This is a genomic window from Aeromonas sp. HMWF017, assembly GCF_003061465.1.
In the GTDB taxonomy this organism is placed as follows: domain Bacteria; phylum Pseudomonadota; class Gammaproteobacteria; order Enterobacterales; family Aeromonadaceae; genus Aeromonas; species Aeromonas veronii.
Map to the genome: position 1 here is coordinate 1 of NZ_QAJD01000066.1, position 20,494 is coordinate 20,494.

Genomic DNA, 20,494 nt, shown 5'->3' on the forward strand with positions numbered 1-20,494 from the left:
CCTCCAGATGATGCAGGCTACCTGCCAGGGTCTCACTCAGGTGCGCGGCGGGATCCGAGGTGGTGAGGTACACCGGCAGACCGCGGCTGGCCAGCTCCACCGCCACGGCGGCCGCCAGCGTGGTTTTGCCCACCCCGCCCTTGCCCATCAGCATGATGAGGCCGTGACCGTCGGCGGCCAGCTCGTCCACCAGCGAACTCAACTCGGGCTGGGCTTGCTTGGCTGTAGACTGTACTGTCGGAGATTGGGCGGTTGTTCCCTCTGATTGCAGCAACAGCCGCAAACTGTCGAGCCCCACCAGATTGGTGGCCAGCAGCGGGATATGATCCTGCGCCAACCCCTTGATCCCCTGCGGCATCTGGGCGAGAGCCTGTTGCTCACGCTGCCAGAGCGCCATTGCCAGCGGATCTCCGGCAATGGCGCCTTCGGGGAAGAGGCCATTGATCACCAACTGCTGATTCAACAAGCCGATGGCGGCCAGCTCTTCGTGGGTGCGAGCCACTTCCCGCAGAGTGGATTGCTGGGCGCGCGCCACCAGCACCAAGCGGGTGCTGGCAGCATCAGCCAGGGCGGCGAACGCCTCGGCATACTGGCTGCGCTGTTTCTCCAGCCCCGCCAGCGGGCCGAGGCAGGAGGCATCCCCCTTGCCCTGTTCCAGAAATTCGCTCCAGGCGCCCGGCAGTTGCAGCAGCCGGATGGTGTGGCCGGTTGGGGCCGTATCAAAGACGATATGGTCATACTCCGCCAGCAGCGTTTGGTCGGTCAGCAGGGCGGTGAATTCGTCAAAGGCGGCGATCTCGGTGGTGCAGGCGCCGGAGAGCTGCTCCTCGATGCTGCGCACCACGCTCTCGGGCAACTTGCCGCGCACCGGCCCGACAATCCGCTCCCGATAAGCTTTGGCCGCCGCGGGGGGATCTATCTCCAGCGCCGACAAACCGGGCACAGCGGCGATGGCGGTGACGCGATTGCCGATCTCGGTGGCAAACACCTGCCCCACGTTGGAGGCAGGGTCTGTGCTCACCAGCAGCACCCGCTTGCCAATATCACACAGCGCCACCGCACTGGCGCAGGCCAGCGAGGTCTTGCCCACCCCGCCCTTGCCGGTGAAAAAGAGAAACGGCGGTGGATTGGTCAGAAAATGATACATAGCCTCTCCCGAATGGTGCGTCACGACTCAGCAGCAACCGCTGCCAGAGCAGCAGCCGCCTTTGACGATCCCCTTGATGGCCGCTTGCGGCGCAGGCAGCCCGGCATAACGGGCCAGCTCGCTGCGGCTCGGATAACGGCCGGTCAACACCACCTGTCCCTCCACCAGCACCAGCGGCAACCCCTCCTCCCCGGCGTGGGTCAGAAAAGCGCTGACGGCAGGTGTCTCGGCAAATTGCATCGGCTGCTGGGCCAGATTGAAACGCTCGATGGCAACTCCCTGCTCCTTGGCCCAGGCAAGGTCGGCTGCGAAGGTGACCAGTGCCTGATCAACCTCGGTACCGCAGACACCGCTGGAGCAGCAGAGGGCGGGATCAAAAATCTGAATGGAGGACATGGCATTACTCCTTGTTGCAGCAGGGCTGCGCAGGCAGAACATGGGGGGAGCAGGCTGACTCGGCACGCATCACGCCGCACGCCTCAGGATGACCGGCGCAGCACTCCTCGGTAAGGTAGGCGATCACATCCAGCATCAGGGGAATATTGGCGCGGTAGCGCAGAAAGCGCCCCTCCTGCTCCACCGACAGCAGACCGGTGTTGAGCATCGCCTTGAGGTGAAACGAGAGGGTATTGGGGGCAATATCGAGCTCGCTGGCCAGTTCACCGGCGACCCGCCCCTCCAGCCCGGCCTTCACCAGCAGCCGCCATACATCGAGCCGGATGCCGGATGCCAGCGATTCAAAGACCTTGGTGGCCATCTCTTTGTTCATCTTCACTCCCCTTGGTGTGACCTTTCATTTCAACTATACAAGAATCATTGAAATGATCAAGATGCGTACCGAAGCGAAGATACGAGGTTCTGGTATCAAACCGGGCTGACTGGAGAATCGACGAGTGAACAACCGTTGCGGACGACCACACAGGGTTCATCGCAGATAAACAGACGCCCTCCAGAGGGAGGGCGTATCAGAGCGTTTGACCCGCCAGCACAGTCAGCGCTGTCGGGGCAATCAGACAAACGCGTGCCTTATTTGGCAGCAGGCACAGCGTTAAAGGTGAGCAGGGCCGCCTTGTTGGCATCGCTCAGAGTCAGCTGGTTGCCGTTGATGGAGTAGGTTGCCACCTTCTCCAGCTTTTGCAGGAACTCGGTCTCTTTGTTCATGGCGTCGCCGATGCACATCATGCGAGTGGAGCCCATGGCGCCCAGCGTCAAGACACCGTCACCCTGCTTGGTGATACCGCCAAAATAGCGGTTGCAGCCGCCCTTGCCCGCCACCTTGCCGTCGACCACTTGCAGGGTGAAGGTATCGCCTGTGGCGCCTTGCAGCTGCCAGCTGGATGCTTGCAGTTGAGCCATGCTGGAACCTGTTGCCATTGCGCAGCCTCCCAGTGCCAGCGCGGCCAGCAGAGTCAGTTTCTTGTTCATGGATTCACCTCTTAATGATTAGAGCCATCAATACGGCAGCCTGTTTATCATGGCTGACGCCCATGCCAAAGGATTTTATTGTGATCTCCCTTCACTTTACTACCAGCTGGCATGTGCCATGCTTAGGCTCAGTTCCGGACCCAGGGAGGGGAAACGAATGGTCAAATCACTCATCATCACACTGCTTGCAACCTGCGCCAGCATGGCCGCACAGGCCGCCGACTGGGCAGTGGTTCAGCCGCAATCCAACCCGTCTCTCTATGTCAAAAGTTACTCGGGTGTGCTGCTCAATGGCCATAGCCATCACAGCGACAGTTTTGATCTCTGGCTGGTCAATAGTGGCTATCAATATCCGGTGGTGGATGATGTAACCCTCTTTATGGAAGCGGGCCCGGCAGTGGCGGATCAAAATCGCACATCCGGTTTCAATATGAGTTCGGGGGTACGCTACCAGCTCTCTCCGGCATTCAATATCGGCAGCCAGATCAAGCATCTTGATCTCAACAAGGCCAGCACCCTGCTGGAGCTCAACTCCAGCCTGCTGCTGACCCCCAGACTCTCCCTCACCGCCAACTACGGGGTCAGCGCCATCACTGCCGATCAGGCGCTGAGCCTGGGGGTCGGTTTCAACTTCTGAATCAGATCAGCGGCGTGGCACTCACCACCACGCCGTTGCGATCCGCATAGACGTAATCCCCTTCGTGGATGGTCACCCCGGCAAAGCTGACCACAGCCCCCAGCTCTCCCAATCCTCGCTTCTCGGTCTTGACCGGACAGGCCGCCAGCGCCTTGACCCCGAGCGCCAATGTCGCCAAGGTAGCCACATCCCGCGCCGCGCCGTGGATCAGGATCCCCTCCCAACCCTGCTCCACCGCCTTGACTGCCAGTTGATCGCCGAGCAGCGCACGGCGCAGCGAGCCGCCACCATCGATCACCATCACCTTGCCGTGACCGGGGCGGGTCACCAGATCCCGCACCAGACTGTTGTCTTCATAACAGGAGAGCGTTACGGCGCGACCATAGAAGATGGCCTTGCCGCCAAAATCCTGAAACACCGGGTCGGCTACTTGCAGCAAGTCGCCATGTTGATCGCAGAGGTCGGGCAGGAGATCCAGCATGATTTGATTCCTTTCAGATGCATGAAGGTGTTCATTCTTTCATCAGGCAAGGTTTCTGGCAATCCAGAAGGATTCAATATTGCCCAGACAAACTGCTGATTTATCCGTCAATACTGGCACCAGCCAGAGCTGACCATCCTCCACCCAGTAGAGGGCATTCTGGCCAAAACGAGCAGACAGCTGACGGGCTTGTGGCAGGGATAGCACCACCGCCAGCGATGACTCCTGCCAGCGTTCGTCCGGGTCAGATCCCCAAAACGGCCCCACCACGGGCACCTGCAAATCCACGGTCAGATGGCGCCACAGCGCCCGTTCCCGCCGCATATTGCGTCGTTCTGTGACCCACTGGCTGGCCGGATTCCAGGCTGTGATGATGGCAAAGGCAGACCAGTCTGGTGTCTCAAATGGCGCGATAAAGCAGATTTTCTTGTAGTTTTCCCACAAATTCATGTCAATCACATGTTACATTCCATTACATTTTGTAGGGGCGAAAACCCGGTTCAGGCCAAGTATGATGCAGCTGTACCAGGGTTTGACCTATATCAAAACAGAGTTAAAAAGTTGCTATCTGACGGCAAAGAGTGTTGTTATGCTCCTGTTAACTGATAAAATGCGGCCACTTTCGTAATGGACGACCTTTCCAGGCTCTGCTCGACCAGACTTGTCGGGAACCTATAAGTGGCACAGGGATACTTGCCGGTACTGATGCCTAATTCGCGATATTCCGACCTGACTCTCATACCCAGGATGACGTAATAAATTTTCAGGATCAGTCAGGAAATCGGTTTGAAACGCCAAAGAGTGTTAAATTTAAGATAATTAACTGATAAGAATCTGGGAATACTCATGCAAACACCACACATTCTGATCGTCGAAGACGAGCTGGTCACACGCAATACCCTGAAAAGCATTTTTGAAGCCGAAGGCTACATCGTGCTCGAAGCCAACAACGGCGACGAAATGCACCAGGCCCTCACTTCCCACACCATCAATCTGGTGATCATGGACATCAACCTGCCGGGCAAGAACGGCCTGCTGCTGGCCCGTGAGCTGCGTGAGAACGACAACATCGCCCTGATGTTCCTGACCGGTCGTGACAACGAAGTGGACAAGATCCTGGGTCTGGAGATCGGCGCCGATGATTACATCACCAAGCCGTTCAACCCGCGCGAGCTGACCATCCGTGCCCGCAACCTGCTGAGCCGCACCATGAACGTGGCTGCCGGTGGCGAAGAGAAGAAGCTGGTTGAGCGCTACCTGTTCAACGGCTGGGCGCTGGATATCAACAGCCGCGCACTGGTCAGCCCGACTGGCGACATGTTCAAGCTGCCGCGCTCCGAGTTCCGCGCCATGCTGCACTTCTGCGAAAACCCGGGCCAGATCCAGACCCGTGCCGAGCTGCTGAAGAAGATGACCGGCCGTGAGCTCAAGCCGCATGACCGTACCGTCGATGTGACCATCCGTCGCATTCGCAAGCACTTCGAAAGCGTCAACGATACTCCGGAGATCATCGCCACCATCCACGGCGAAGGCTACCGTTTCTGTGGTGAGCTGGAGCAGGAATAAGCTCCCGCGACGCTGTTGATCTGAAAAGGCGCCTCGGGCGCCTTTTCTGTCTCTGCGGTTTGCCTTAAAGCTGAGAAACCGTGAGCGTGACGTTGAACGGTGCACAGGATAGATGAAAAACAAAAAGCCCACTCGCAGGAGTGGGCTTTTTGTTTTGAAGCTGGAGCGGGCAGCGGGAATCGAACCCGCATCATCAGCTTGGAAGGCTGAGGTAATAGCCATTATACGATGCCCGCCTGGCATCTGAAATTTGGAGCGGGTGATGGGAATCGAACCCACGTATGCAGCTTGGGAAGCTACCGTTCTACCATTGAACTACACCCGCGTCAGGGCTCCTACTATATGCATTTTGCCGCCGAGCGCAATGGCGCCTTTGCCACTTTTTTCAATAAATCAATCTGTTCGGACAAGGATTGAACAGACGGTTGCTTTTTCAATCAAACATTTTCAACACAGATAATTTACAAGGTTGCCAAGGCCAAACGGCAAGGATAGTCTTGCGCCACTCGACGCGAGGATGGTGGTAATGGATAAAAAAACGCAAAAACGTCTCTATGGCTGGTTGCGCAAGCAATCGAGTCACGGTCGCCGCTGGATCACGATATCCATCGCTTTTGGCCTTGGTCAGGGCATTCTGATGGTGGCGCAAGCCTGGCTGCTGGCGACCCTGTTGCACGGCTTTATCATCGAAGGCTCAACGCCTGAGCAATCCATCACGCTCTTTATTACCCTGCTGCTGGTGACGCTTGGCAAAGCGGCGCTGGCCTACGGCCGCGAAGTGGCCAGCTTCAAGGCGGGCAGTGCAGTACGCCAGACCATCCGCCAGCTGGTGCTCACTCGTTTGAGTCGCCTCGGCCCTGCCTATATCCAGCGCCGTCCGGCCGGTAGCTGGGCCAGCCTGTTGCTGGAACAGATTGAAAACATGCAGGATTTCTTCTCCCGCTATCTGCCGCAGATGGCCATCGCCGTCTTTATTCCGGTGGTCATTCTGGTGGCTGTATTCCCGGTCAACTGGGCGGCAGGTCTGATCCTGCTCGGCACTGCGCCCCTCATCCCCATCTTTATGATCCTGGTGGGTGTGGGCGCCGCCGATGCCAACCGCCGCAATTTTCAGGCGCTGGCTCGTCTTTCGGGCCACTTCCTCGATCGGCTGAAGGGGCTGCGCACCCTGCAACTCTTTATGCGTACCCAGGCAGAAGGTGACGCCATTCGCGACGCCTCGGAAGATTTTCGCGAGCGCACCATGGAGGTGCTGCGCCTGGCATTTTTGAGCACCGCCGTGCTGGAGTTCTTCGCCGCCATTTCAGTGGCACTGGTCGCCGTCTACTTCGGCTTCTCTTATATCGACCATCTGAACTTTGGTAGCTATGGGGTCAAGGTCACCCTCTTTACCGGCCTGTTCGTGCTGTTTCTCGCCCCCGAGTTCTACGCCCCGCTGCGGGAACTGGGTGCCCACTACCACGCCAAGGCGCAGGCTATCGGCGCTGCCGAGCAGTTGCTTGAATTCCTAGAAGCCGAGGTGAGCGAGCCGGCCGCAGGCACGGCGCCATTCCATGCCGACAGCCCGGTCAAGGTTGAAGCCAAAGGTCTTGAAGTGCTGAGCGCCGAAGGCAAGGTGCTGGTCGGCCCCATCGACTTCACTTTGGAAGCCGGTTCGCGCACCGCCCTCATCGGCGTCAGCGGCGCAGGCAAAAGCTCGCTGGTCAACGCCCTGCTCGGCTTTGCCCCCTATCGCGGCGAGCTCAAGGTCAACGGACAGGAACTCGCCACCCTCGACATGAGCCAGTGGCGCCTGCAACTGGGCTGGCTCTCGCAAAACCCGCAGCTGTTCCACGCCTCCTTGCGCGACAACCTGCTGCTGGCCAAGCCAACGGCCAGCGATGCAGAGCTGGAAGATGCCCTGAAACGGGCGCAGGCGTGGGAATTTGCCATGGAGAAGGGGCTCGACTATCCGGTCGGCGATCAGGCTGGCGGCCTCTCGGTCGGTCAGGCCCAGCGCCTTGCCCTGGCGCGAACCCTGCTCAAATCAACCCAGCTGATGGTGCTCGATGAGCCGACCGCCAGTCTGGATCGCCACTCCGAGCGCGCCATCATGACCACCCTCGAGCAGGCGATGGCTGGCCAGACCCTGCTGATGATCACCCACCGCCTCGACCAGCTCACCAAGATGGACAAGATCCTGGTGCTGGCCCGCGGCCAGCTGGTGGAGCAAGGCAGCTTCCAGCAACTTAGTTCTGGGCAGGGGCCTTTTGCCCGCCTGCTCTCCCAACGTTCCGGAGGTTCTCTCGATGAGTGATCTGTTGCCGTTTCTGCGCCTCTATCGCCAACACTGGCTCAGCCTCACCATTGGTTTGCTGCTGGCGCTGGTGACCCTGGCCGCTGGCATGGGGCTGCTCTCCCTCTCCGGCTGGTTCCTCTCCGCCGCTGCCGTGGCGGGGATGACAGTTGCGACGACCCATGCCTTTAACTACATGACCCCTGCAGGCGGGGTGCGCTTCTTCTCCATCGTCCGTACCGCCGGTCGCTGGGGTGAGCGGGTAGTGAGCCACGATGCCACCTTCCGGGTATTGACCCGACTGCGGGTCTGGTTCTGGCAGAAACTCTCGCCGCTCTCCACCGGTACCCTGGCCGGTTTTCGTCAGGCGGATCTGCTCAACCGACTGGTGGCCGACATCGATGCGATGGACCACGTCTATCTGCGGCTGATCACCCCCATAGGCGCGGCCCTGCTCAGCACCGCCGGACTGGTCTTCTTCCTGTCGTTTTTCGACAGCCGCCTCGCCCTCACCCTGGGTGCCATTCTGCTATTTGGCATGATTGCCCTGCCGCTGGTGTTCTACTTCCTCGGCCGTCGCCCCGGTCAGGCGCTGATTGCCGAAAAATCAACCCTGCGCACCCGAATGGTGGACTATCTGGATGGTCAGGCCGAACTGCAGATGTTTGCCGCAGCTCCCAAGGCGCTGGTTGAGCTGCAACAAGCCGAACAGGCGCTGCTCGTCGCGCAGGCCCGGATGGCCAAGGTGAGCGGGCTGGCCAACTTCTCGGTGCAACTGCTGAGCGGCTGGACCCTGACCCTGATGCTCTGGCTGGCCGGTCATGGGGTAGCGGGTGCTGCGCCCGACCCCATTACCGCACTGATGGTCTTTGCCACCCTGGCAAGCTTCGAGGCACTGATGCCGCTGGCGGGGGCTTTCCAGCACCTCTCCACCAGCCTCACCTCGGCACGCCGCCTGAACGAGATCCTGCAAGAGGCAAAAGCCCCCGTGTGGGGCGACGAGCAGACCCACGCCACCGCTGGCGCGCTGCAGATCAATGACCTCTACTTTGGCTACCCCGGCAACCCCCAGCCGGTGCTGCGTGGCTGCACCCTGCAACTGCACGCCGATGAGAAGCTGGCGCTGCTGGGCCAGACCGGCTGCGGCAAATCGACCCTGATGGGGCTGCTGACCCGGGAGTGGAGCCCGCAGGCAGGCAAGATCCTGCTGGGTGGCAAGCCGCTCACCGACTACAGCGAAGGGGCGCTGCGCGCCTCCATCTCGGTGGTGAGCCAGCGGGTGCATCTGTTTGCCGATACCTTGCGGGGCAACCTAAAACTGGCCGCCCCGACCGCCACTGACGAGCAGCTGATTGCGGTGCTGACCCAGGTCGGGCTGGCCAATCTGCTGGAAGATGAGGCGGGCCTCGACGCCTGGCTCGGTGACGGCGGCCGCCCCCTCTCCGGTGGTGAGCGTCGCCGTATCGGCATCGCCCGTGCCCTGCTGCACGATGCGCCGCTCTGGCTGCTGGACGAACCGACCGAAGGGCTCGACAGCCAGACCGAGCGGGAGATCATGGATCTGCTGTTCCGGCTCGGGGCTGATCGCACCTTGCTGCTCATCTCCCACCGCCTGCTGGGGATGGAGCAGATGGACCGGATTGCCCTGATGGAAGAGGGACAGATCCGCCTCTGCGCCCCTCACAAAGAGCTGCTGGCGGATGATTACTACCGCAGCCTCTATCAGCGACTGGCTCCGGTTTGATATCAACCTGATGGGGGTCACCCCCTGACAACCGGGCGCAAAACGGGGCTGGTCGCCGCAGGCGGCTGGCCCCTATAATGTCCCCCTCATTATTCAACAAGATGCCGACATGGAGCGCCTGCGCATTTCTACTGTCCTCATCACCGACACAAGATACGAGACGATGAAACGCCTGATCCTGATGATGCCCCTGATTGCCTCCGGCTGTGCCAACTACGCCTTCAACAGCAATCTGGATAAAGAGAACTTCGACGAATACTTCAAACCCGGTAGCGTGCGCATCTATGAACAGGATGAGCTGGCTGACCTCAACTACCTCTACCTCGGCACCATCGAGGGTGAATCCTGCCAGGCCGATGCCAACCAGCCGGTGCCCAACGCCGGTGAAGCGCGCACCCTGGCCCGCCGCCGCGCAGCCGACATGGGCGGCAACGGCGTCACCATCGACAAATGCGCCGAATTCAGCGACACCCCAGGCTGCCTGAAACAGGTGATCTGCTACGGGCAAGCGCTGAAAGTGGCCGAAGAGAAGTAACTCGCTGTCATGGCCCTCGCTATCGTTCGCCTTGGCAGCCCGCGCCTGCCCGATGAGGGGCTGCGGATCGGCACGGTGCGCCGCCCGCCCCGCGGCGTACCCAAGAGCGAATTTGCCAGCCAGCATTGGTACGATGTCTGGTTTCCCAACCTGGCCCCCAGCAGCGAGACCATGAAGCTGGGGCAGGCAGCCGAGACGCCCGCCCAGTGGGCGGCGTTTGGCAAACAGTACAAGGCCGAGATGGCGCAACCTGCCGCCAGGCACGATCTGGCGCTGCTGGCCGCCCTCTCCCACACCACCAGTCTGTCGGTGGGTTGCTACTGCGAGCAGGAGTCCCGCTGCCATCGCACCATTTTGAAAGAGCTGCTGGTAGCTGCGGGGGCCGCCATCCGCTAACTCGGTGAGCGACAGCGATGGGATGGGAAATCGCGTCAGCCTGTATTCGGCAACCATCAGACATTGGATAGACAGAGAGGGCATCCCGCGGGATGCCCTCTCTCGTTATGTTCGCGCTATTGTAGCAATTTTCGGCAGCAGCGGCTCGATGCACTCTCCTATTGCAGACTGGGCTCCAGCAACTGCTGCCGTAGCGAAGTCTCCTCGGCCTGAGTCATGGCATGTTCCGCCACCCCGGCGGCAGGCTCGATGGCCAGCCAGTGGGCAAGGTCGGCGGCGGTCTCTTCCAGCGGCCGGAAATTCAACCCGTGGACGATGGCCGCCTCGGCGCTTATAGAGCCGTAACCGGCAAACTCCGCATGCACGCAGGGCAAGAGGGTGGGATAGCTCTGCCAGGGCTCGATTCCGGCAGCCATCAGGGTCGACCAAGGCAACCATTCGGGCTGGATGGGGCGGGCGGGCTGCAACCGGGCGCTCAGCCGCTCCAGCCAGTCGCAGAGGGTAATGCAGGGCTTGAGCAAGTTGAATGTGCCCCCCAACTGCTGCTCGGCGGCCCGCAGCACAAACTCGGCACAGTCGCGCACATCGAGATACTGCAAGCGATCCTCGCCACTGCCCGGCAGCAACCAGGGCCCGCCCTGCTGCACCCGCTTAATCCACCAGGCCATGCGACCGGTGGGATCATGGGGGCCGCACAACACGCCCGGGCGCAGGATGCAAAGCCGCTCACCCCAGCGGGCGCGATACTCCTGCTCGCACAACACCTTGAGCGGGCCATAGTCAGTGGGCATTTCACCTTCGGGGATAGCATGCAGCGGCGCCGACTCATTCATCCCGGGCATTGAGAAATCGCGATAGACGCTGATGGTGGAGATAAAGATCAACCGCGCGCAGCACCCGAGCAAGGCCGCCGAGAGGCTCGCCGCCTGCTCGGGGCGATAGCAGCAGGTATCGATGACGAGATCCCACTGCAACCCGGCCCCTTGCAGGGCGCTCAGGCTCTTGTCCCTGTCGCCGGTGAGCTGCACCAGATCGCGCCAGTCCGGATGCTGGTGCAGGCCGCGGTTGAACAGGGTCACTTCATGGCCCCAATCCAGCGCCAGCGCGGTGAGGTGGCGCCCCAAAAAACCGGTGCCACCGATAATCAGCAGTTTCATCCCTCTCCCTCCCCCTTCGGCGCATGTGCGCACATTTCATCCTGACACGCCAATGCCTCCACCCTACGCAACTCGGCGCGCGGGCACAGCCCCCGACTGGCCGGGATGGGACAGGGATCACGGCAGCGCCGCAGAAAAGGGCGTAGCGAGGCCAAGCCTGCGTTTTGGGGCCGCCTGTGCTAAATTGCCGGGGTTTTCAGTCAGGATCCGCCATGAAGTTCGAAATCGACACCCTCGGGATCATCCGCTCTCCCTACAAGGAGAAGTTCGCCATCCCCCGCCAGCCCGGTCTGGTCAAATCGGCCCGAGCCCGCCTCGAGCTGCTCCCCCCTTACGATCAGCCGGATGTGCTGCGCGGCATCGAGCAGTTCTCCCATCTTTGGCTCAGCTTCGTCTTTCACCAGACCATGGCGCAGGGCTGGCACCCGACGGTGCGCCCGCCGCGCCTTGGCGGCAACGAACGGGTCGGGGTTTTTGCCACTCGCTCCACCTTCCGCCCCAATCCGCTAGGGCTCTCGGTGGTCGAGTTGCACGGGGTCGGTCGCGAGCGGGGCAAGCTGTGGCTAGAGCTAGGGGCGGTGGATCTGCTCGATGGCACCCCCATCGTCGATATCAAGCCCTACATTCCCTATGCCGACAGCCTGCCGGATGCCCGTGGTGGTTTTGCCCCCGACGCTCCCACCCCGCCGCTGGCGGTGAGCTTCAGTGCCGAGGCCGAGCAGCAACTGCAACCCTGGCTCAAGGCCCACCCCGAGCTGCGCCAGCTGGTAAGCGAAGTGCTAGCGCAAGATCCGCGCCCCGCTTACAAGAAGGGCAAACCCGATGAGAAGGAGTACGGGGTGCGACTGTTTGACTGCAACGTCCGTTTTCGCATCAGCGAGCCGGATTGCGTGGTGCTGGCCATCGAGCCAGCCTGAACCTGGGCGGGCCGACATCACTGATGCTATTTCACACCTTCTTCACGGCACAAGGGGCTTAATGAGCCTGTAAATTGTGTGGCATTGATCAGACTATCCACCCGGTTGCCAGTGATACCATGCAGACAGCAGAGGATATCTCCTCTCTGACTGATGCCAGCAACAGGCTATCGATGTATGGCAAGCATGGAAGCCCGACGGTTGCCGTCAAAGGTTCAGGCCTCGCTCCGACACGTTTGAGTGCGGGGATGCCACACGGATGTGACAGCACTTCGAAGGAACAAACCTATGCTGATGAACAGTGAACAACGTTATGGCACCCTGAATATCGGGCTGCACTGGCTGACCCTGTGGGCCATGATCGCCGTCTACGCCCTGATCGAATTTCGCGATATCTTCCCCAAAGGTGACCCGGGTCGGGATCTGATGAAGGAGTGGCACTTTATGCTGGGGCTGCTCATCTTCGCCCTGGTGTTTGTCAGACTGGCCCTGCGCTGGATGAGCCCGACGCCCCGCATCGTGCCCGAGCTTTCCCCGGTCATGCACAAGCTGGCAAAACTGGCCCACCTCGCCCTCTACGGTTTTCTTATTCTCACCCCGCTGTTTGGCTGGCTGCTGCTGAGCGCCGCGGGCAAACCCATCCCCTTCTTCGGGCTTGAGCTGCCTGCCCTGCTCTCCCCAAGTCCAGACCTCAAGGGGCTGATCAAGGAGGTGCACGAGACCCTGGGTAATATCGGTTACGCCCTGATCGGCCTGCACACGGTGGCGGCCCTCTATCACCACCATATTCTCAAAGACAACACCCTCACCAATATGCTGCCGCCGCGCCGCAGCTAACGGCTAATGAGGAAATGCAGAGGGGGCCATCGTGGCCCCCTCTCTGTTTTCCTGAACAGCACGCTGGCAAAGAGCATTACGCCTGCTTGGCCAGCTCCTCGGTCGACTTGCCTTTCGGCTCGTGCGGCAGCTTTTTCACATTGCTCTTGTTCTCCGGCTGCTTGCTCCCGGACGAACTGTTTTCAGACAAGGCTTGCAACACGGGATCGGCCTTGCCAGCCACGGTGGGCTGGGACTGGCCAACAAAGTTGCCGCCCTTGCAGATGGAGAGACTGCCCCCCTTGAAGATCCCCTGCATCTTGCCGCTCTCCAGGATCTCCACCTCGGCGGAGGTACAGGTGCCTTCCAGCAGACCATTGATGATCACGTGGGGCGCACTTACCTCCCCCTCAACGCTACCGCCCTGCATGATGCGCAGCACACCACCGATGAGCTGGATGGTGCCATTGATCTGACCGCGCACCTCCAGATCCCCCTCCACCTGCAACTCGCCCTTGAAGCGGGCACCGGCTGCAATCACGGTGGCCCCCGCCGACGCAGTAGCCTCACCACCTTTGTTTCTTCCAAACATCCGTACTCTCTCCACCAACCACACAAGCAGAACCAGCGGCATCGGCGCCACTGGCCACAGAAAACAGGGCGACCCCAGCACGTAGAGCAGCAAGGCTGCCCCCCAGCAGAGCCAGACAATATAAAGGAGGTCGCTGCGCTCACGCTGTTGCAGTCGCGCCAGCAGCCTCCCGGCCATCTCTCTCATCACATCAAACCTTTCGCAACATGACTGCCGACCAGCATGCCATCGACAACCCGGACCATGGTTAAACGACCAGTTGGCGCGAACTCTGAAGTCCCGCTGATTCAGTCCCGATACAGCCGGGATGCATTAGGATTCGAATTGACTCGAAGCGACATACACTTTCTAATTGACAGCCTGGATCCCTATGACCGCTCACATCATGAAAATTCTGTTGGTCGAAGACGACAAGCTGCTCAATCACCACCTCTCCTCTCTGCTGACCGAAGCCGACAATCAGGTCTACAGCACCGACCAGGCCGGGATTGCACTGCACTACGCCGCCGACTATCCCATTGATGTGGCCATCATCGACCTCGGTCTGCCCGATATGGACGGCCTGCAACTGATCCGGCAACTGCGCGAACGGCAGATCCCCTTCCCCATCATTGTGCTGACCGCCCGTGGCAACTGGCAGGACAAGGTTGAAGGACTGGAAGCCGGTGCTGATGACTATCTGGTCAAACCGTTCCAGAAAGATGAGCTGCTGGCCCGACTCAATGCGCTGGTGCGCCGCAGCGCCGGTTTTATCTCACCCAGGGTGAAGGCCGGTGATTACGAGCTGGATCTCTCCCGCAAGGAGCTGACCATCGCCGGTGAAGTGGCGGTGCTCACCAGCTTTGAATACCTCATTCTGGAGTACCTGATGCGTAACGCCCGTCAGGTGGTCTCCAAGCAGCAACTGCTCGACCAGCTCTACGGCGACGGCGAAGGGGACCCCAACACCATCGAGGTGATGGTGAGCCGCCTGCGCAAGAAGCTGGATCCGGAAGGGACGATTCAACCCATCTCCACCATCCGGCGTCAGGGTTACATCTTCAACCTTTCCTGTAACTGATGCAGTTTCATCTGCCGCGCCCCATCAAGATGATCCGCAGCTCACTGCACATCAAACTGCTGCTCAGCTCGCTGCTGGTCATCGCGCTGATCATGGGGTTTGCCGTCTACGCCCTCTACCTCGGCCACGTCGAGGAGCAGACCCAGAAGGCCAGCGCCCGGATGCAGGAGAACCTGGCCAAGCTGTTTTCCTCCACCGAGCCGGATGACAAGGGGTCGAACGTCGAGCTGGGGCGGATATCCCGTGGTGCGGGGGATCGCAACCTCGATACCCTGATCTGCCGCGCCGATGGCGATCTGGTCTGGTCGAGCCTCCATATGCCGGAGGTGATCAAGGCCAAACAGACCATCTGCGGCGATCTGATGAAGTATCTGGGGGGGATGGATCTCGACTACTTCTTCAAGAAGCACACCATCAAGAACGGCGAGAGCTACTTCGTCTACAGCCTGCGGTTTATCCGCAATCCCGGCAGCGGCACCACCGCCTACTACGTGGTGATGATCGACTCGGCCAAACGCTATCACGAAGAGTCCCGCACCTATCTCTACCAGACCGCCAAACAGGCGCTGCTCGCCTATATGCTGCTGGCCGGGCTGCTGCTGCTCACCACCTTCTGGAGCCTCAGCTCCTTGCGCACCATCGCCCGCCAGATCGACGATATCCGGGCCGGCAAGCGCGATGACCTCTCGAGCGATTTTGAGCGGGAGCTGGCCCCGCTGACCGACTCCATCAACCAGCTGCTGGAGAACGAACGCCAGCAGACCCAGCGCTACCAGCACGCCCTCAACGATCTCGCCCACAGCCTGAAAACCCGGCTGGCGCTGATCCAGATCACTACCCGCGAAGTGAAGCTGGGGCGGGAGATCCACGACAACATCAACGAGCAGATCCTCACCATGGATCAGATGATCCAGTATCAGCTCAGACGGGCCGTGACCGGCCGCCAGCGCCTCGCCAGCAAGGGTACCGAGCCGGTGCCGCTGATTGAAAAACTGCTGGCCAGCCTGACCAAGGTCTATCGCCACAAGAAGCTGCAAACCCACTTCAAGTTCGACGATGACGCTCTCTTCCACGGCGAACAGGGCGACTTGATGGAGCTGATGGGCAACCTGCTCGACAACGCCTGCAAGTTTGCCATCAGCGAAGTGAAGGTGACGGTGCGCCGCCATCTCGAGCGGCTGCGTATCGAAGTGGAAGATGATGGCCCGGGTATCGACCCGGCCAAATCGGAGCAGATCTTCCAGCGCGGCGTTCGGGCTGACAGCTCGCCGGGTCAGGGCATCGGTCTGGCGGTAGTGACCGAGATCGTCCACAGCTACGGCGGCCAGATCCGGGTCGATGAATCCCCCCTCGGCGGCGCCCGCTTTACCCTGGATCTCCCCTGACAGCACGCCAGTCTCCCCCCTTGAAATCTCTCCGTTGCGGGCCCTTTAGCGGCCCGCAGCCCTTTGCTCATCAGACCACATATTGGTCGCATTCATGTCCCTCGATGTTACAATCCGGTCACAAAAAATCGGGAAAGGTAATGAAAACATGAAGATCCGAATGCTATTGCTGGCCGCCCTGCTCTGCCACGGCGCCGCACAGGCGCAAGAGAAGGCCCCCGATGGCTGGCAAGATGGCCCCATGACCCGTCTCAAGGCACAGGCCCTGCTGCAAACCCTCAACGCCACCTTGCTGAGCAACCCGAGTGCTACCGTCACCCTGCAAAACTGGTGCGCCGACCACAAGATGGCGGGCGAGCCGCGCATTCGCGCCCTGCGTGACCAGACAACACGCAAACCAGCCGATGCCGCCACCCGTGAGCTGTTCAAGATCGGCGCCGATGAGCCGGTGGGCTATCGCCGGGTGCAGCTAACTTGCGGCGATCATATCTTCTCGGAAGCTGACAACTGGTATGTCAAAAGCCGCCTCACTCCGGAGATGAACAAGCTGCTCGACAGCAGTGACACCCCGTTCGGGCTCGCGGTCAAGGCGCTCAACTTCAGCCGCAAGACACTCTCCTCCACCCTGCTCTGGTCGCCCCTGCCGGATGGCTGGGAGATGAAGATGCCCGTCATTGCCACCAGCAAGGCACCGCTGACCATCCCCGATCAGGTATTGCAGCACCGCGCCCTGCTTTCACGGGAGGATGGCACGCCGTTCAGTCTGGTGGTCGAGACCTACCACCGGGATCTGTTCGCCTTCCCGCTGGATGCGGACAACGGTCAATAACCCGGCACTGATACTGCAAGCGGTTGTCGACATACGGATATGGCAGAAAAAATGGCCATCGGCAATAAGTGATATCCCTCTCGCAAGCGACCAATAAAAGAGGCCGGACTATCTCATTTCGTCCGGCCGGCTTGCTACACGGGAGAACTTTCTGTCGGTGTTTACTCAGATAAAAGGGACGGCACCATAGCGATTTGAATAGGGATTGCCGCGCTTTGCCTTGAAAAAAAGCACCATCAGCGGGCCGATAATCGGGATTAATCCCAGCAGCAAAAACCAGCCATTGCGACCAATGTCGTGCAGACGGCGCACGCTCAATGCCCAGCAGGGCACAATAATAAAGAGACCATATACGCCCATCAGTTTGTAGCCATAATCCAGCTGCTTTGTCAACAGTGAGAGGATGACACAAATAACGGTATTGATAAGAACGAACATCCAATATTCTTTGCGCGAGGCCCGTCCTTTGAAATCAGAAAATTTCTGAAATGCACGAAAATACCAGTTCATAAAAACTCCAGCTTCTGCGTCTATGTTGATTTTGCACGAAGGAGACAGAAATAAGCGATAGCAAAACCATCGGTATTGGTGTTGGTCGCTTGTCATAACCTGCTGCGGCCAGACAAAGATAATTGGACATTGTGATAATCAGCAAGGCAATTTGGATTATAAAATATAAAAGAGAATACCCCGTTAATAGTGAATATGACCGATTAGCACCGCCAGCGGTGCCAGCTCTGGCTTTGCGCAGTGTGACAGGCCGCGGGTTTTAAAGATTTTTGATAATTTTTGATAACTTTTCATCGTGCAAACGCGCACAATGAGGGCTTTGCAGCAGAGTCCATAGGCGGTGTTTCCGCCCCGAAAGCCGCAAAGGGAGTTACGGTGACGAATGGCAGCGGAAGAATGGAAGCTGGATAACGGCAGCCAACAGTGCGGTAACTGGATAAACGCTACGTTGGCAAGCCAGGCTCAATAACAGCGCATGGATATCAGGGATGACCAGATGAACAAGACCGCGGCTATATTCTCCATTCTCTTCAGCATGAATCTCCATGCTGGCCAGAACCTTACGACCATTAACAGCGATGCTCATCCGGTTATCGGGGTATGGCGCCTCAATTTTGCCGATACCAGCTGTTATGAAGAGTACGACTTCAGGGCGGATGGTCGTCTCTATACTTCGTCAAATCAACAGCAGATCGAATCATCCTATGTTATTGAGCGCGAGCCATCCGCTTCCGGATTTTACCGACTGGAAGAACATATTCTCAATGAAAATGGCGGCAAAGACTGCCTGGACATGTCCCAGAATGAGGATACCGACTACGTCTACTATCTGAAATTTTCGCCATCGGAAGATCAGTTGTTAATCTGTCTCGATGAGAGCGATGAAGAGTGCATTGGCTATTTTATTCGTCAGTCCAGTCCGCACCAACAAAAACTACAGCAGATAGCGGCAACCACCATGTAGCCTTATGGATTTAATTTATTTGGTAATGGCCAGATATTTACAATATAAAGAGAGGCTGGGTGATTTCACAATAAATAAAAAACATCCGACCTTGATTCGATAATACATCCAACAATGTTGCCCACCAAAGAGATAAATATGGTTGTGCTAACCGGTTATATCATTGTGCCTTCCTCCGATTTACCTGCTGTCATCGGGGAGCTTGATAACCATATCCAGCTGACCCGACAGGAACATGGCTGCCTGCAGTTCGAGGTGACGCAAAGCAGACTCAACCCCTGCCGCTTCGAGGTCTGCGAGACCTTCCGCAATCCCGCCGCCTTTGCCGCCCATCAAGCCCGGGTCAAAGCCTCGCGCTGGGGGGAGATCACGGTCAATGTCGAGAGACACTATACCGTCACGGGACTTGGCGAATAGCCGTGGCACCTCGCCTATTTTCCACCTTCAACGATTGAGAGACTTATGATCCGCCCATTATCCAAATCCGATCTCGATGCCGCAGTCGAGCTCTGGTATCAGGCCTCGGTCAAGGCACACGGCTTTATTCCCGCCGACTTCTGGCATGCGCAGCGTGCAGCGATGCGGGACATCTATCTGCCCGCCAGCGAGAGCTGGGTTTATGAGGAGCAGGGGCAGCTGGCAGGATTTATCTCCTGGCATCAGGGCTCTGTTGCCGCCCTCTTTATCGCCCCGCGCTGGCAATCACAGGGGCTGGGTCGCCAGCTGCTAGGCCATCTCAAGGCCCGGTATGAGCGACTTGAGCTCACCGTCTACGCCGAGAATGAGCAGGCGCGGCGCTTTTACACCCGCAACGGCTTTCACGAGGGGGAGCAGAGAATATGCGAGCATAGCGGCCACGCCGAGATCATCATGCATTGGCAGCGGGGCATCTGAAGTCACAAACACTCGCTGATTGCTGACATGCTGCGCAGGGCGGGCAGGCGTTGCCTTGAATGCCATGACGCCATTCTCTACAATGCCCCACTTTATATCCATTTCGGGTCATAGCCATGAGCGATACCAGCACCAAGCCGGCACTGCCGGATCACCTCTCCTGCAATCCCCGCAGCCCCCACTATGTGGCGGCCTGCTTCGAGCATCCGATCGGTATTCGCCTGAACGGCAAAGAGCGCACCGATGTCGAAGAGTACTGCATCAGCGAAGGCTGGGTGAAGATCCCCTCCCCCAAGGCCCTGGATCGCCGCGGACAGCCCATCCTGATCAAGCTCAAGGGCACCGTCGAAGCCTATTACAGCTAATTGCAGCTGCCCGCTTCGGTTAAAAACAAGGCCACCCTCGCGGTGGCCTTGTTGTTTGCGTCGGTCAGCACGACGACAAGCTAGCCGGGTTTATATCCCCAGCCGATCGCGCAGGGTGTACCAGGCGGCGCCGGCCGCGGTGAAGGGGATGCGGAACAACCGGCCACCAGGGAAGGGGTAGTGCGGCAGTTTGGCAAAGGCATCGAAGCGCTCCGCCTGACCGCTCAGCACTTCGGAGAGCAGCTTGCCCGCCAGATGGGTACAGGTAACGCCGTGGCCGCTGTAGCCCTGCATGTAGTAGATGTTGGGGCCGATGCGGCCAAATTGCGGCAGCCGCGACAGGGTGAGCAGGAAGTTGCCGGTCCAGGTGTACTCCACCTTGATGTCGGCCAGCTGCGGGAAAGTCTTGAGCATCTTGGGGATGATCAGCCGCTCGATATCCGCCGGATCCCGCGCCCCATAGACCACGCCGCCGCCATAGAGCAGCCGGTGATCGCCGGAGGTACGGTAGTAGTCGAGCAGGTAGTTGCAATCCTCCAGACAGTAGTTTTGCGGCAAGAGTGACCGGGCCCGCTCCTCCCCCAGCACTTCGGTGGCGATCACCTGGGTGCCACAGGGCATGCTCTTGGCGGCCAGTTCCGGCACCAGATTACCGAGGTAGGCATTGCCCGCCACCACCACAAAGCGCGCCTTCACCGCCCCCTTGGCGGTCTTGACCAGTGCTGGTTGACCCGGGGTGATACTGGTGACGGCGGATTGTTCGAAGATCTGCCCCCCCTGGATGCGGATGGCTTCAGCC

Annotated in this window: 25 protein-coding genes and 2 tRNA genes; 15 read left to right on the forward strand and 12 right to left on the reverse strand. The window is 59.4% G+C overall.

Annotated elements, in window-relative coordinates:
• From DBR30_RS06880 to DBR30_RS06895, 4 genes are all read right to left on the reverse strand, one after another.
• Positions 1-1,147 (reverse strand): TRC40/GET3/ArsA family transport-energizing ATPase (locus DBR30_RS06880; RefSeq protein WP_108588254.1); only part of this gene is annotated, 1,147 nt, incomplete at its 3' end.
• Between the two features lie 27 nt (positions 1,148-1,174).
• Positions 1,175-1,543 carry an arsenite efflux transporter metallochaperone ArsD gene (gene arsD, locus DBR30_RS06885; RefSeq protein ID WP_005347398.1) on the reverse strand — a complete coding sequence of 123 codons (369 nt, stop codon included), beginning with the start codon at positions 1,541-1,543 and terminating at the stop codon, positions 1,175-1,177.
• Between the two features lie 4 nt (positions 1,544-1,547).
• Complete coding sequence (locus DBR30_RS06890) at positions 1,548-1,916, reverse strand: ArsR/SmtB family transcription factor (RefSeq protein ID WP_005338181.1); 369 nt, start codon at positions 1,914-1,916, stop codon at positions 1,548-1,550.
• A 257-nt stretch (positions 1,917-2,173) separates the two neighbouring features.
• The gene (locus DBR30_RS06895; RefSeq protein WP_005359119.1) at positions 2,174-2,572 is read right to left on the reverse strand and encodes an META domain-containing protein; all 399 of its coding nucleotides are present in this window, start codon (positions 2,570-2,572) and stop codon (positions 2,174-2,176) included.
• Between the two features lie 157 nt (positions 2,573-2,729).
• Between DBR30_RS06895 and DBR30_RS06900 the strand changes: the two genes are divergently transcribed.
• The gene (locus DBR30_RS06900) at positions 2,730-3,209 is read left to right on the forward strand and encodes a hypothetical protein (protein WP_064338427.1); all 480 of its coding nucleotides are present in this window, start codon (positions 2,730-2,732) and stop codon (positions 3,207-3,209) included.
• A 1-nt stretch (position 3,210) separates the two neighbouring features.
• On the opposite strand, the gene DBR30_RS06905 is transcribed toward DBR30_RS06900, so the two are convergent.
• Together DBR30_RS06905 and DBR30_RS06910 are read right to left on the reverse strand one after the other, a co-directional pair.
• Positions 3,211-3,690, reverse strand: coding sequence for a putative 4-hydroxy-4-methyl-2-oxoglutarate aldolase (locus DBR30_RS06905; protein ID WP_108541421.1), 480 nt, complete (start codon positions 3,688-3,690; stop codon positions 3,211-3,213).
• A 42-nt stretch (positions 3,691-3,732) separates the two neighbouring features.
• Positions 3,733-4,140: a DUF3293 domain-containing protein gene (locus tag DBR30_RS06910; protein ID WP_108541422.1), complete on the reverse strand. Its 408-nt coding sequence runs from the start codon at positions 4,138-4,140 to the stop codon at positions 3,733-3,735.
• Positions 4,141-4,536: 396 nt separating this feature from the next.
• On the opposite strand from DBR30_RS06910, the gene arcA reads away from it, so the two are divergent.
• Positions 4,537-5,256 carry a two-component system response regulator ArcA gene (gene arcA / locus DBR30_RS06915; RefSeq protein ID WP_005338193.1) on the forward strand — a complete coding sequence of 240 codons (720 nt, stop codon included), beginning with the start codon at positions 4,537-4,539 and terminating at the stop codon, positions 5,254-5,256.
• A gap of 161 nt (positions 5,257-5,417) precedes the next feature.
• Here arcA and DBR30_RS06920 read toward each other — a convergent pair.
• Positions 5,418-5,492: transfer RNA gene (locus DBR30_RS06920), tRNA-Gly, on the reverse strand.
• A gap of 15 nt (positions 5,493-5,507) precedes the next feature.
• Positions 5,508-5,581 (reverse strand) — tRNA-Gly (locus DBR30_RS06925).
• Positions 5,582-5,782: 201 nt separating this feature from the next.
• Between DBR30_RS06925 and cydD the strand changes: the two genes are divergently transcribed.
• The 4 genes from cydD to DBR30_RS06945 all read left to right on the forward strand — a co-directional run bounded on the left by cydD (position 5,783) and on the right by DBR30_RS06945 (position 10,206).
• A complete protein-coding gene (cydD, locus tag DBR30_RS06930; RefSeq protein WP_075114093.1) occupies positions 5,783-7,552 on the forward strand; it encodes a heme ABC transporter permease/ATP-binding protein CydD in 1,770 nt (589 codons plus the stop codon).
• Entirely contained in the window at positions 7,545-9,275 is a 1,731-nt protein-coding gene (gene cydC, locus DBR30_RS06935; protein ID WP_108542538.1) for a heme ABC transporter ATP-binding protein/permease CydC, read from the forward strand. The genes cydD and cydC overlap by 8 nt, the downstream gene beginning before the upstream one ends.
• Positions 9,276-9,438: 163 nt before the next feature.
• Entirely contained in the window at positions 9,439-9,810 is a 372-nt protein-coding gene (rcsF, locus tag DBR30_RS06940) for an Rcs stress response system protein RcsF (protein WP_013723982.1), read from the forward strand.
• A gap of 9 nt (positions 9,811-9,819) precedes the next feature.
• Entirely contained in the window at positions 9,820-10,206 is a 387-nt protein-coding gene (locus DBR30_RS06945; protein WP_108588255.1) for a DUF488 domain-containing protein, read from the forward strand.
• A gap of 158 nt (positions 10,207-10,364) precedes the next feature.
• On the opposite strand, the gene DBR30_RS06950 is transcribed toward DBR30_RS06945, so the two are convergent.
• Positions 10,365-11,363: an NAD-dependent epimerase/dehydratase family protein gene (locus DBR30_RS06950; protein ID WP_108588256.1), complete on the reverse strand. Its 999-nt coding sequence runs from the start codon at positions 11,361-11,363 to the stop codon at positions 10,365-10,367.
• 212 nt (positions 11,364-11,575) lie between these two features.
• Between DBR30_RS06950 and tsaA the strand changes: the two genes are divergently transcribed.
• Together tsaA and DBR30_RS06960 are read left to right on the forward strand one after the other, a co-directional pair.
• A complete protein-coding gene (gene tsaA / locus DBR30_RS06955; RefSeq protein ID WP_042081000.1) occupies positions 11,576-12,280 on the forward strand; it encodes a tRNA (N6-threonylcarbamoyladenosine(37)-N6)-methyltransferase TrmO in 705 nt (234 codons plus the stop codon).
• 288 nt (positions 12,281-12,568) lie between these two features.
• Complete coding sequence (locus DBR30_RS06960; protein ID WP_064341216.1) at positions 12,569-13,117, forward strand: cytochrome b; 549 nt, start codon at positions 12,569-12,571, stop codon at positions 13,115-13,117.
• Between the two features lie 76 nt (positions 13,118-13,193).
• Here the strand turns inward: DBR30_RS06960 and DBR30_RS06965 are convergent, their stop codons facing one another.
• Positions 13,194-13,874: a bactofilin family protein gene (locus tag DBR30_RS06965; RefSeq protein ID WP_108541141.1), complete on the reverse strand. Its 681-nt coding sequence runs from the start codon at positions 13,872-13,874 to the stop codon at positions 13,194-13,196.
• Between the two features lie 199 nt (positions 13,875-14,073).
• Here DBR30_RS06965 and DBR30_RS06970 point away from each other — a divergent pair, with 199 nt between their 5' ends.
• The 3 genes from DBR30_RS06970 to DBR30_RS06980 all read left to right on the forward strand — a co-directional run bounded on the left by DBR30_RS06970 (position 14,074) and on the right by DBR30_RS06980 (position 16,962).
• Positions 14,074-14,748 carry a response regulator transcription factor gene (locus tag DBR30_RS06970; protein WP_041201856.1) on the forward strand — a complete coding sequence of 225 codons (675 nt, stop codon included), beginning with the start codon at positions 14,074-14,076 and terminating at the stop codon, positions 14,746-14,748.
• Entirely contained in the window at positions 14,748-16,133 is a 1,386-nt protein-coding gene (locus DBR30_RS06975) for an ATP-binding protein (protein ID WP_005338217.1), read from the forward strand. The genes DBR30_RS06970 and DBR30_RS06975 overlap by 1 nt, the downstream gene beginning before the upstream one ends.
• 148 nt (positions 16,134-16,281) lie before the next feature.
• Positions 16,282-16,962 carry a hypothetical protein gene (locus tag DBR30_RS06980; protein WP_108541139.1) on the forward strand — a complete coding sequence of 227 codons (681 nt, stop codon included), beginning with the start codon at positions 16,282-16,284 and terminating at the stop codon, positions 16,960-16,962.
• A 165-nt stretch (positions 16,963-17,127) separates the two neighbouring features.
• On the opposite strand, the gene DBR30_RS06985 is transcribed toward DBR30_RS06980, so the two are convergent.
• Positions 17,128-17,472 (reverse strand): DUF805 domain-containing protein, encoded by a 345-nt coding sequence (locus DBR30_RS06985; RefSeq protein ID WP_108541138.1) that lies wholly within the window; start codon positions 17,470-17,472, stop codon positions 17,128-17,130.
• 496 nt (positions 17,473-17,968) lie between these two features.
• Here DBR30_RS06985 and DBR30_RS06990 point away from each other — a divergent pair, with 496 nt between their 5' ends.
• The 4 genes from DBR30_RS06990 (at position 17,969) to DBR30_RS07005 (ending at position 19,695) form a co-directional block, all read left to right on the forward strand.
• Positions 17,969-18,436, forward strand: coding sequence for a hypothetical protein (locus tag DBR30_RS06990; protein WP_108541137.1), 468 nt, complete (start codon positions 17,969-17,971; stop codon positions 18,434-18,436).
• A gap of 138 nt (positions 18,437-18,574) precedes the next feature.
• The gene (locus DBR30_RS06995; RefSeq protein WP_258224313.1) at positions 18,575-18,853 is read left to right on the forward strand and encodes a putative quinol monooxygenase; all 279 of its coding nucleotides are present in this window, start codon (positions 18,575-18,577) and stop codon (positions 18,851-18,853) included.
• A gap of 45 nt (positions 18,854-18,898) precedes the next feature.
• Positions 18,899-19,330 (forward strand): N-acetyltransferase, encoded by a 432-nt coding sequence (locus DBR30_RS07000; RefSeq protein ID WP_108541136.1) that lies wholly within the window; start codon positions 18,899-18,901, stop codon positions 19,328-19,330.
• A gap of 116 nt (positions 19,331-19,446) precedes the next feature.
• Complete coding sequence (locus tag DBR30_RS07005) at positions 19,447-19,695, forward strand: DUF3297 family protein (protein ID WP_005347440.1); 249 nt, start codon at positions 19,447-19,449, stop codon at positions 19,693-19,695.
• 90 nt (positions 19,696-19,785) lie between these two features.
• On the opposite strand, the gene DBR30_RS21760 is transcribed toward DBR30_RS07005, so the two are convergent.
• On the reverse strand, positions 19,786-20,494 hold a 709-nt coding region (locus tag DBR30_RS21760; RefSeq protein ID WP_258224314.1), incomplete at its 5' end, for an NAD(P)/FAD-dependent oxidoreductase.

Bases quoted from the DNA above. Each gene is read 5' to 3' on its own strand.
- arsD (WP_005347398.1), bottom strand. From the start codon at position 1,543: ATGTCCTCCATTCAGATTTTTGATCCCGCCCTCTGCTGCTCCAGCGGT.
- DBR30_RS06890 (WP_005338181.1), bottom strand. From the start codon at position 1,916: ATGAACAAAGAGATGGCCACCAAGGTCTTTGAATCGCTGGCATCCGGC.
- DBR30_RS06895 (WP_005359119.1), bottom strand. From the start codon at position 2,572: ATGAACAAGAAACTGACTCTGCTGGCCGCGCTGGCACTGGGAGGCTGC.
- DBR30_RS06900 (WP_064338427.1), top strand. From the start codon at position 2,730: ATGGTCAAATCACTCATCATCACACTGCTTGCAACCTGCGCCAGCATG.
- DBR30_RS06905 (WP_108541421.1), bottom strand. From the start codon at position 3,690: ATGCTGGATCTCCTGCCCGACCTCTGCGATCAACATGGCGACTTGCTG.
- DBR30_RS06910 (WP_108541422.1), bottom strand. From the start codon at position 4,140: ATGAATTTGTGGGAAAACTACAAGAAAATCTGCTTTATCGCGCCATTT.
- arcA (WP_005338193.1), top strand. From the start codon at position 4,537: ATGCAAACACCACACATTCTGATCGTCGAAGACGAGCTGGTCACACGC.
- cydD (WP_075114093.1), top strand. From the start codon at position 5,783: ATGGATAAAAAAACGCAAAAACGTCTCTATGGCTGGTTGCGCAAGCAA.
- cydC (WP_108542538.1), top strand. From the start codon at position 7,545: ATGAGTGATCTGTTGCCGTTTCTGCGCCTCTATCGCCAACACTGGCTC.
- rcsF (WP_013723982.1), top strand. From the start codon at position 9,439: ATGAAACGCCTGATCCTGATGATGCCCCTGATTGCCTCCGGCTGTGCC.
- DBR30_RS06945 (WP_108588255.1), top strand. From the start codon at position 9,820: ATGGCCCTCGCTATCGTTCGCCTTGGCAGCCCGCGCCTGCCCGATGAG.
- DBR30_RS06950 (WP_108588256.1), bottom strand. From the start codon at position 11,363: ATGAAACTGCTGATTATCGGTGGCACCGGTTTTTTGGGGCGCCACCTC.
- tsaA (WP_042081000.1), top strand. From the start codon at position 11,576: ATGAAGTTCGAAATCGACACCCTCGGGATCATCCGCTCTCCCTACAAG.
- DBR30_RS06960 (WP_064341216.1), top strand. From the start codon at position 12,569: ATGCTGATGAACAGTGAACAACGTTATGGCACCCTGAATATCGGGCTG.
- DBR30_RS06965 (WP_108541141.1), bottom strand. From the start codon at position 13,874: ATGAGAGAGATGGCCGGGAGGCTGCTGGCGCGACTGCAACAGCGTGAG.
- DBR30_RS06970 (WP_041201856.1), top strand. From the start codon at position 14,074: ATGAAAATTCTGTTGGTCGAAGACGACAAGCTGCTCAATCACCACCTC.
- DBR30_RS06975 (WP_005338217.1), top strand. From the start codon at position 14,748: ATGCAGTTTCATCTGCCGCGCCCCATCAAGATGATCCGCAGCTCACTG.
- DBR30_RS06980 (WP_108541139.1), top strand. From the start codon at position 16,282: ATGAAGATCCGAATGCTATTGCTGGCCGCCCTGCTCTGCCACGGCGCC.
- DBR30_RS06985 (WP_108541138.1), bottom strand. From the start codon at position 17,472: ATGAACTGGTATTTTCGTGCATTTCAGAAATTTTCTGATTTCAAAGGA.
- DBR30_RS06990 (WP_108541137.1), top strand. From the start codon at position 17,969: ATGAACAAGACCGCGGCTATATTCTCCATTCTCTTCAGCATGAATCTC.
- DBR30_RS06995 (WP_258224313.1), top strand. From the start codon at position 18,575: ATGGTTGTGCTAACCGGTTATATCATTGTGCCTTCCTCCGATTTACCT.
- DBR30_RS07000 (WP_108541136.1), top strand. From the start codon at position 18,899: ATGATCCGCCCATTATCCAAATCCGATCTCGATGCCGCAGTCGAGCTC.
- DBR30_RS07005 (WP_005347440.1), top strand. From the start codon at position 19,447: ATGAGCGATACCAGCACCAAGCCGGCACTGCCGGATCACCTCTCCTGC.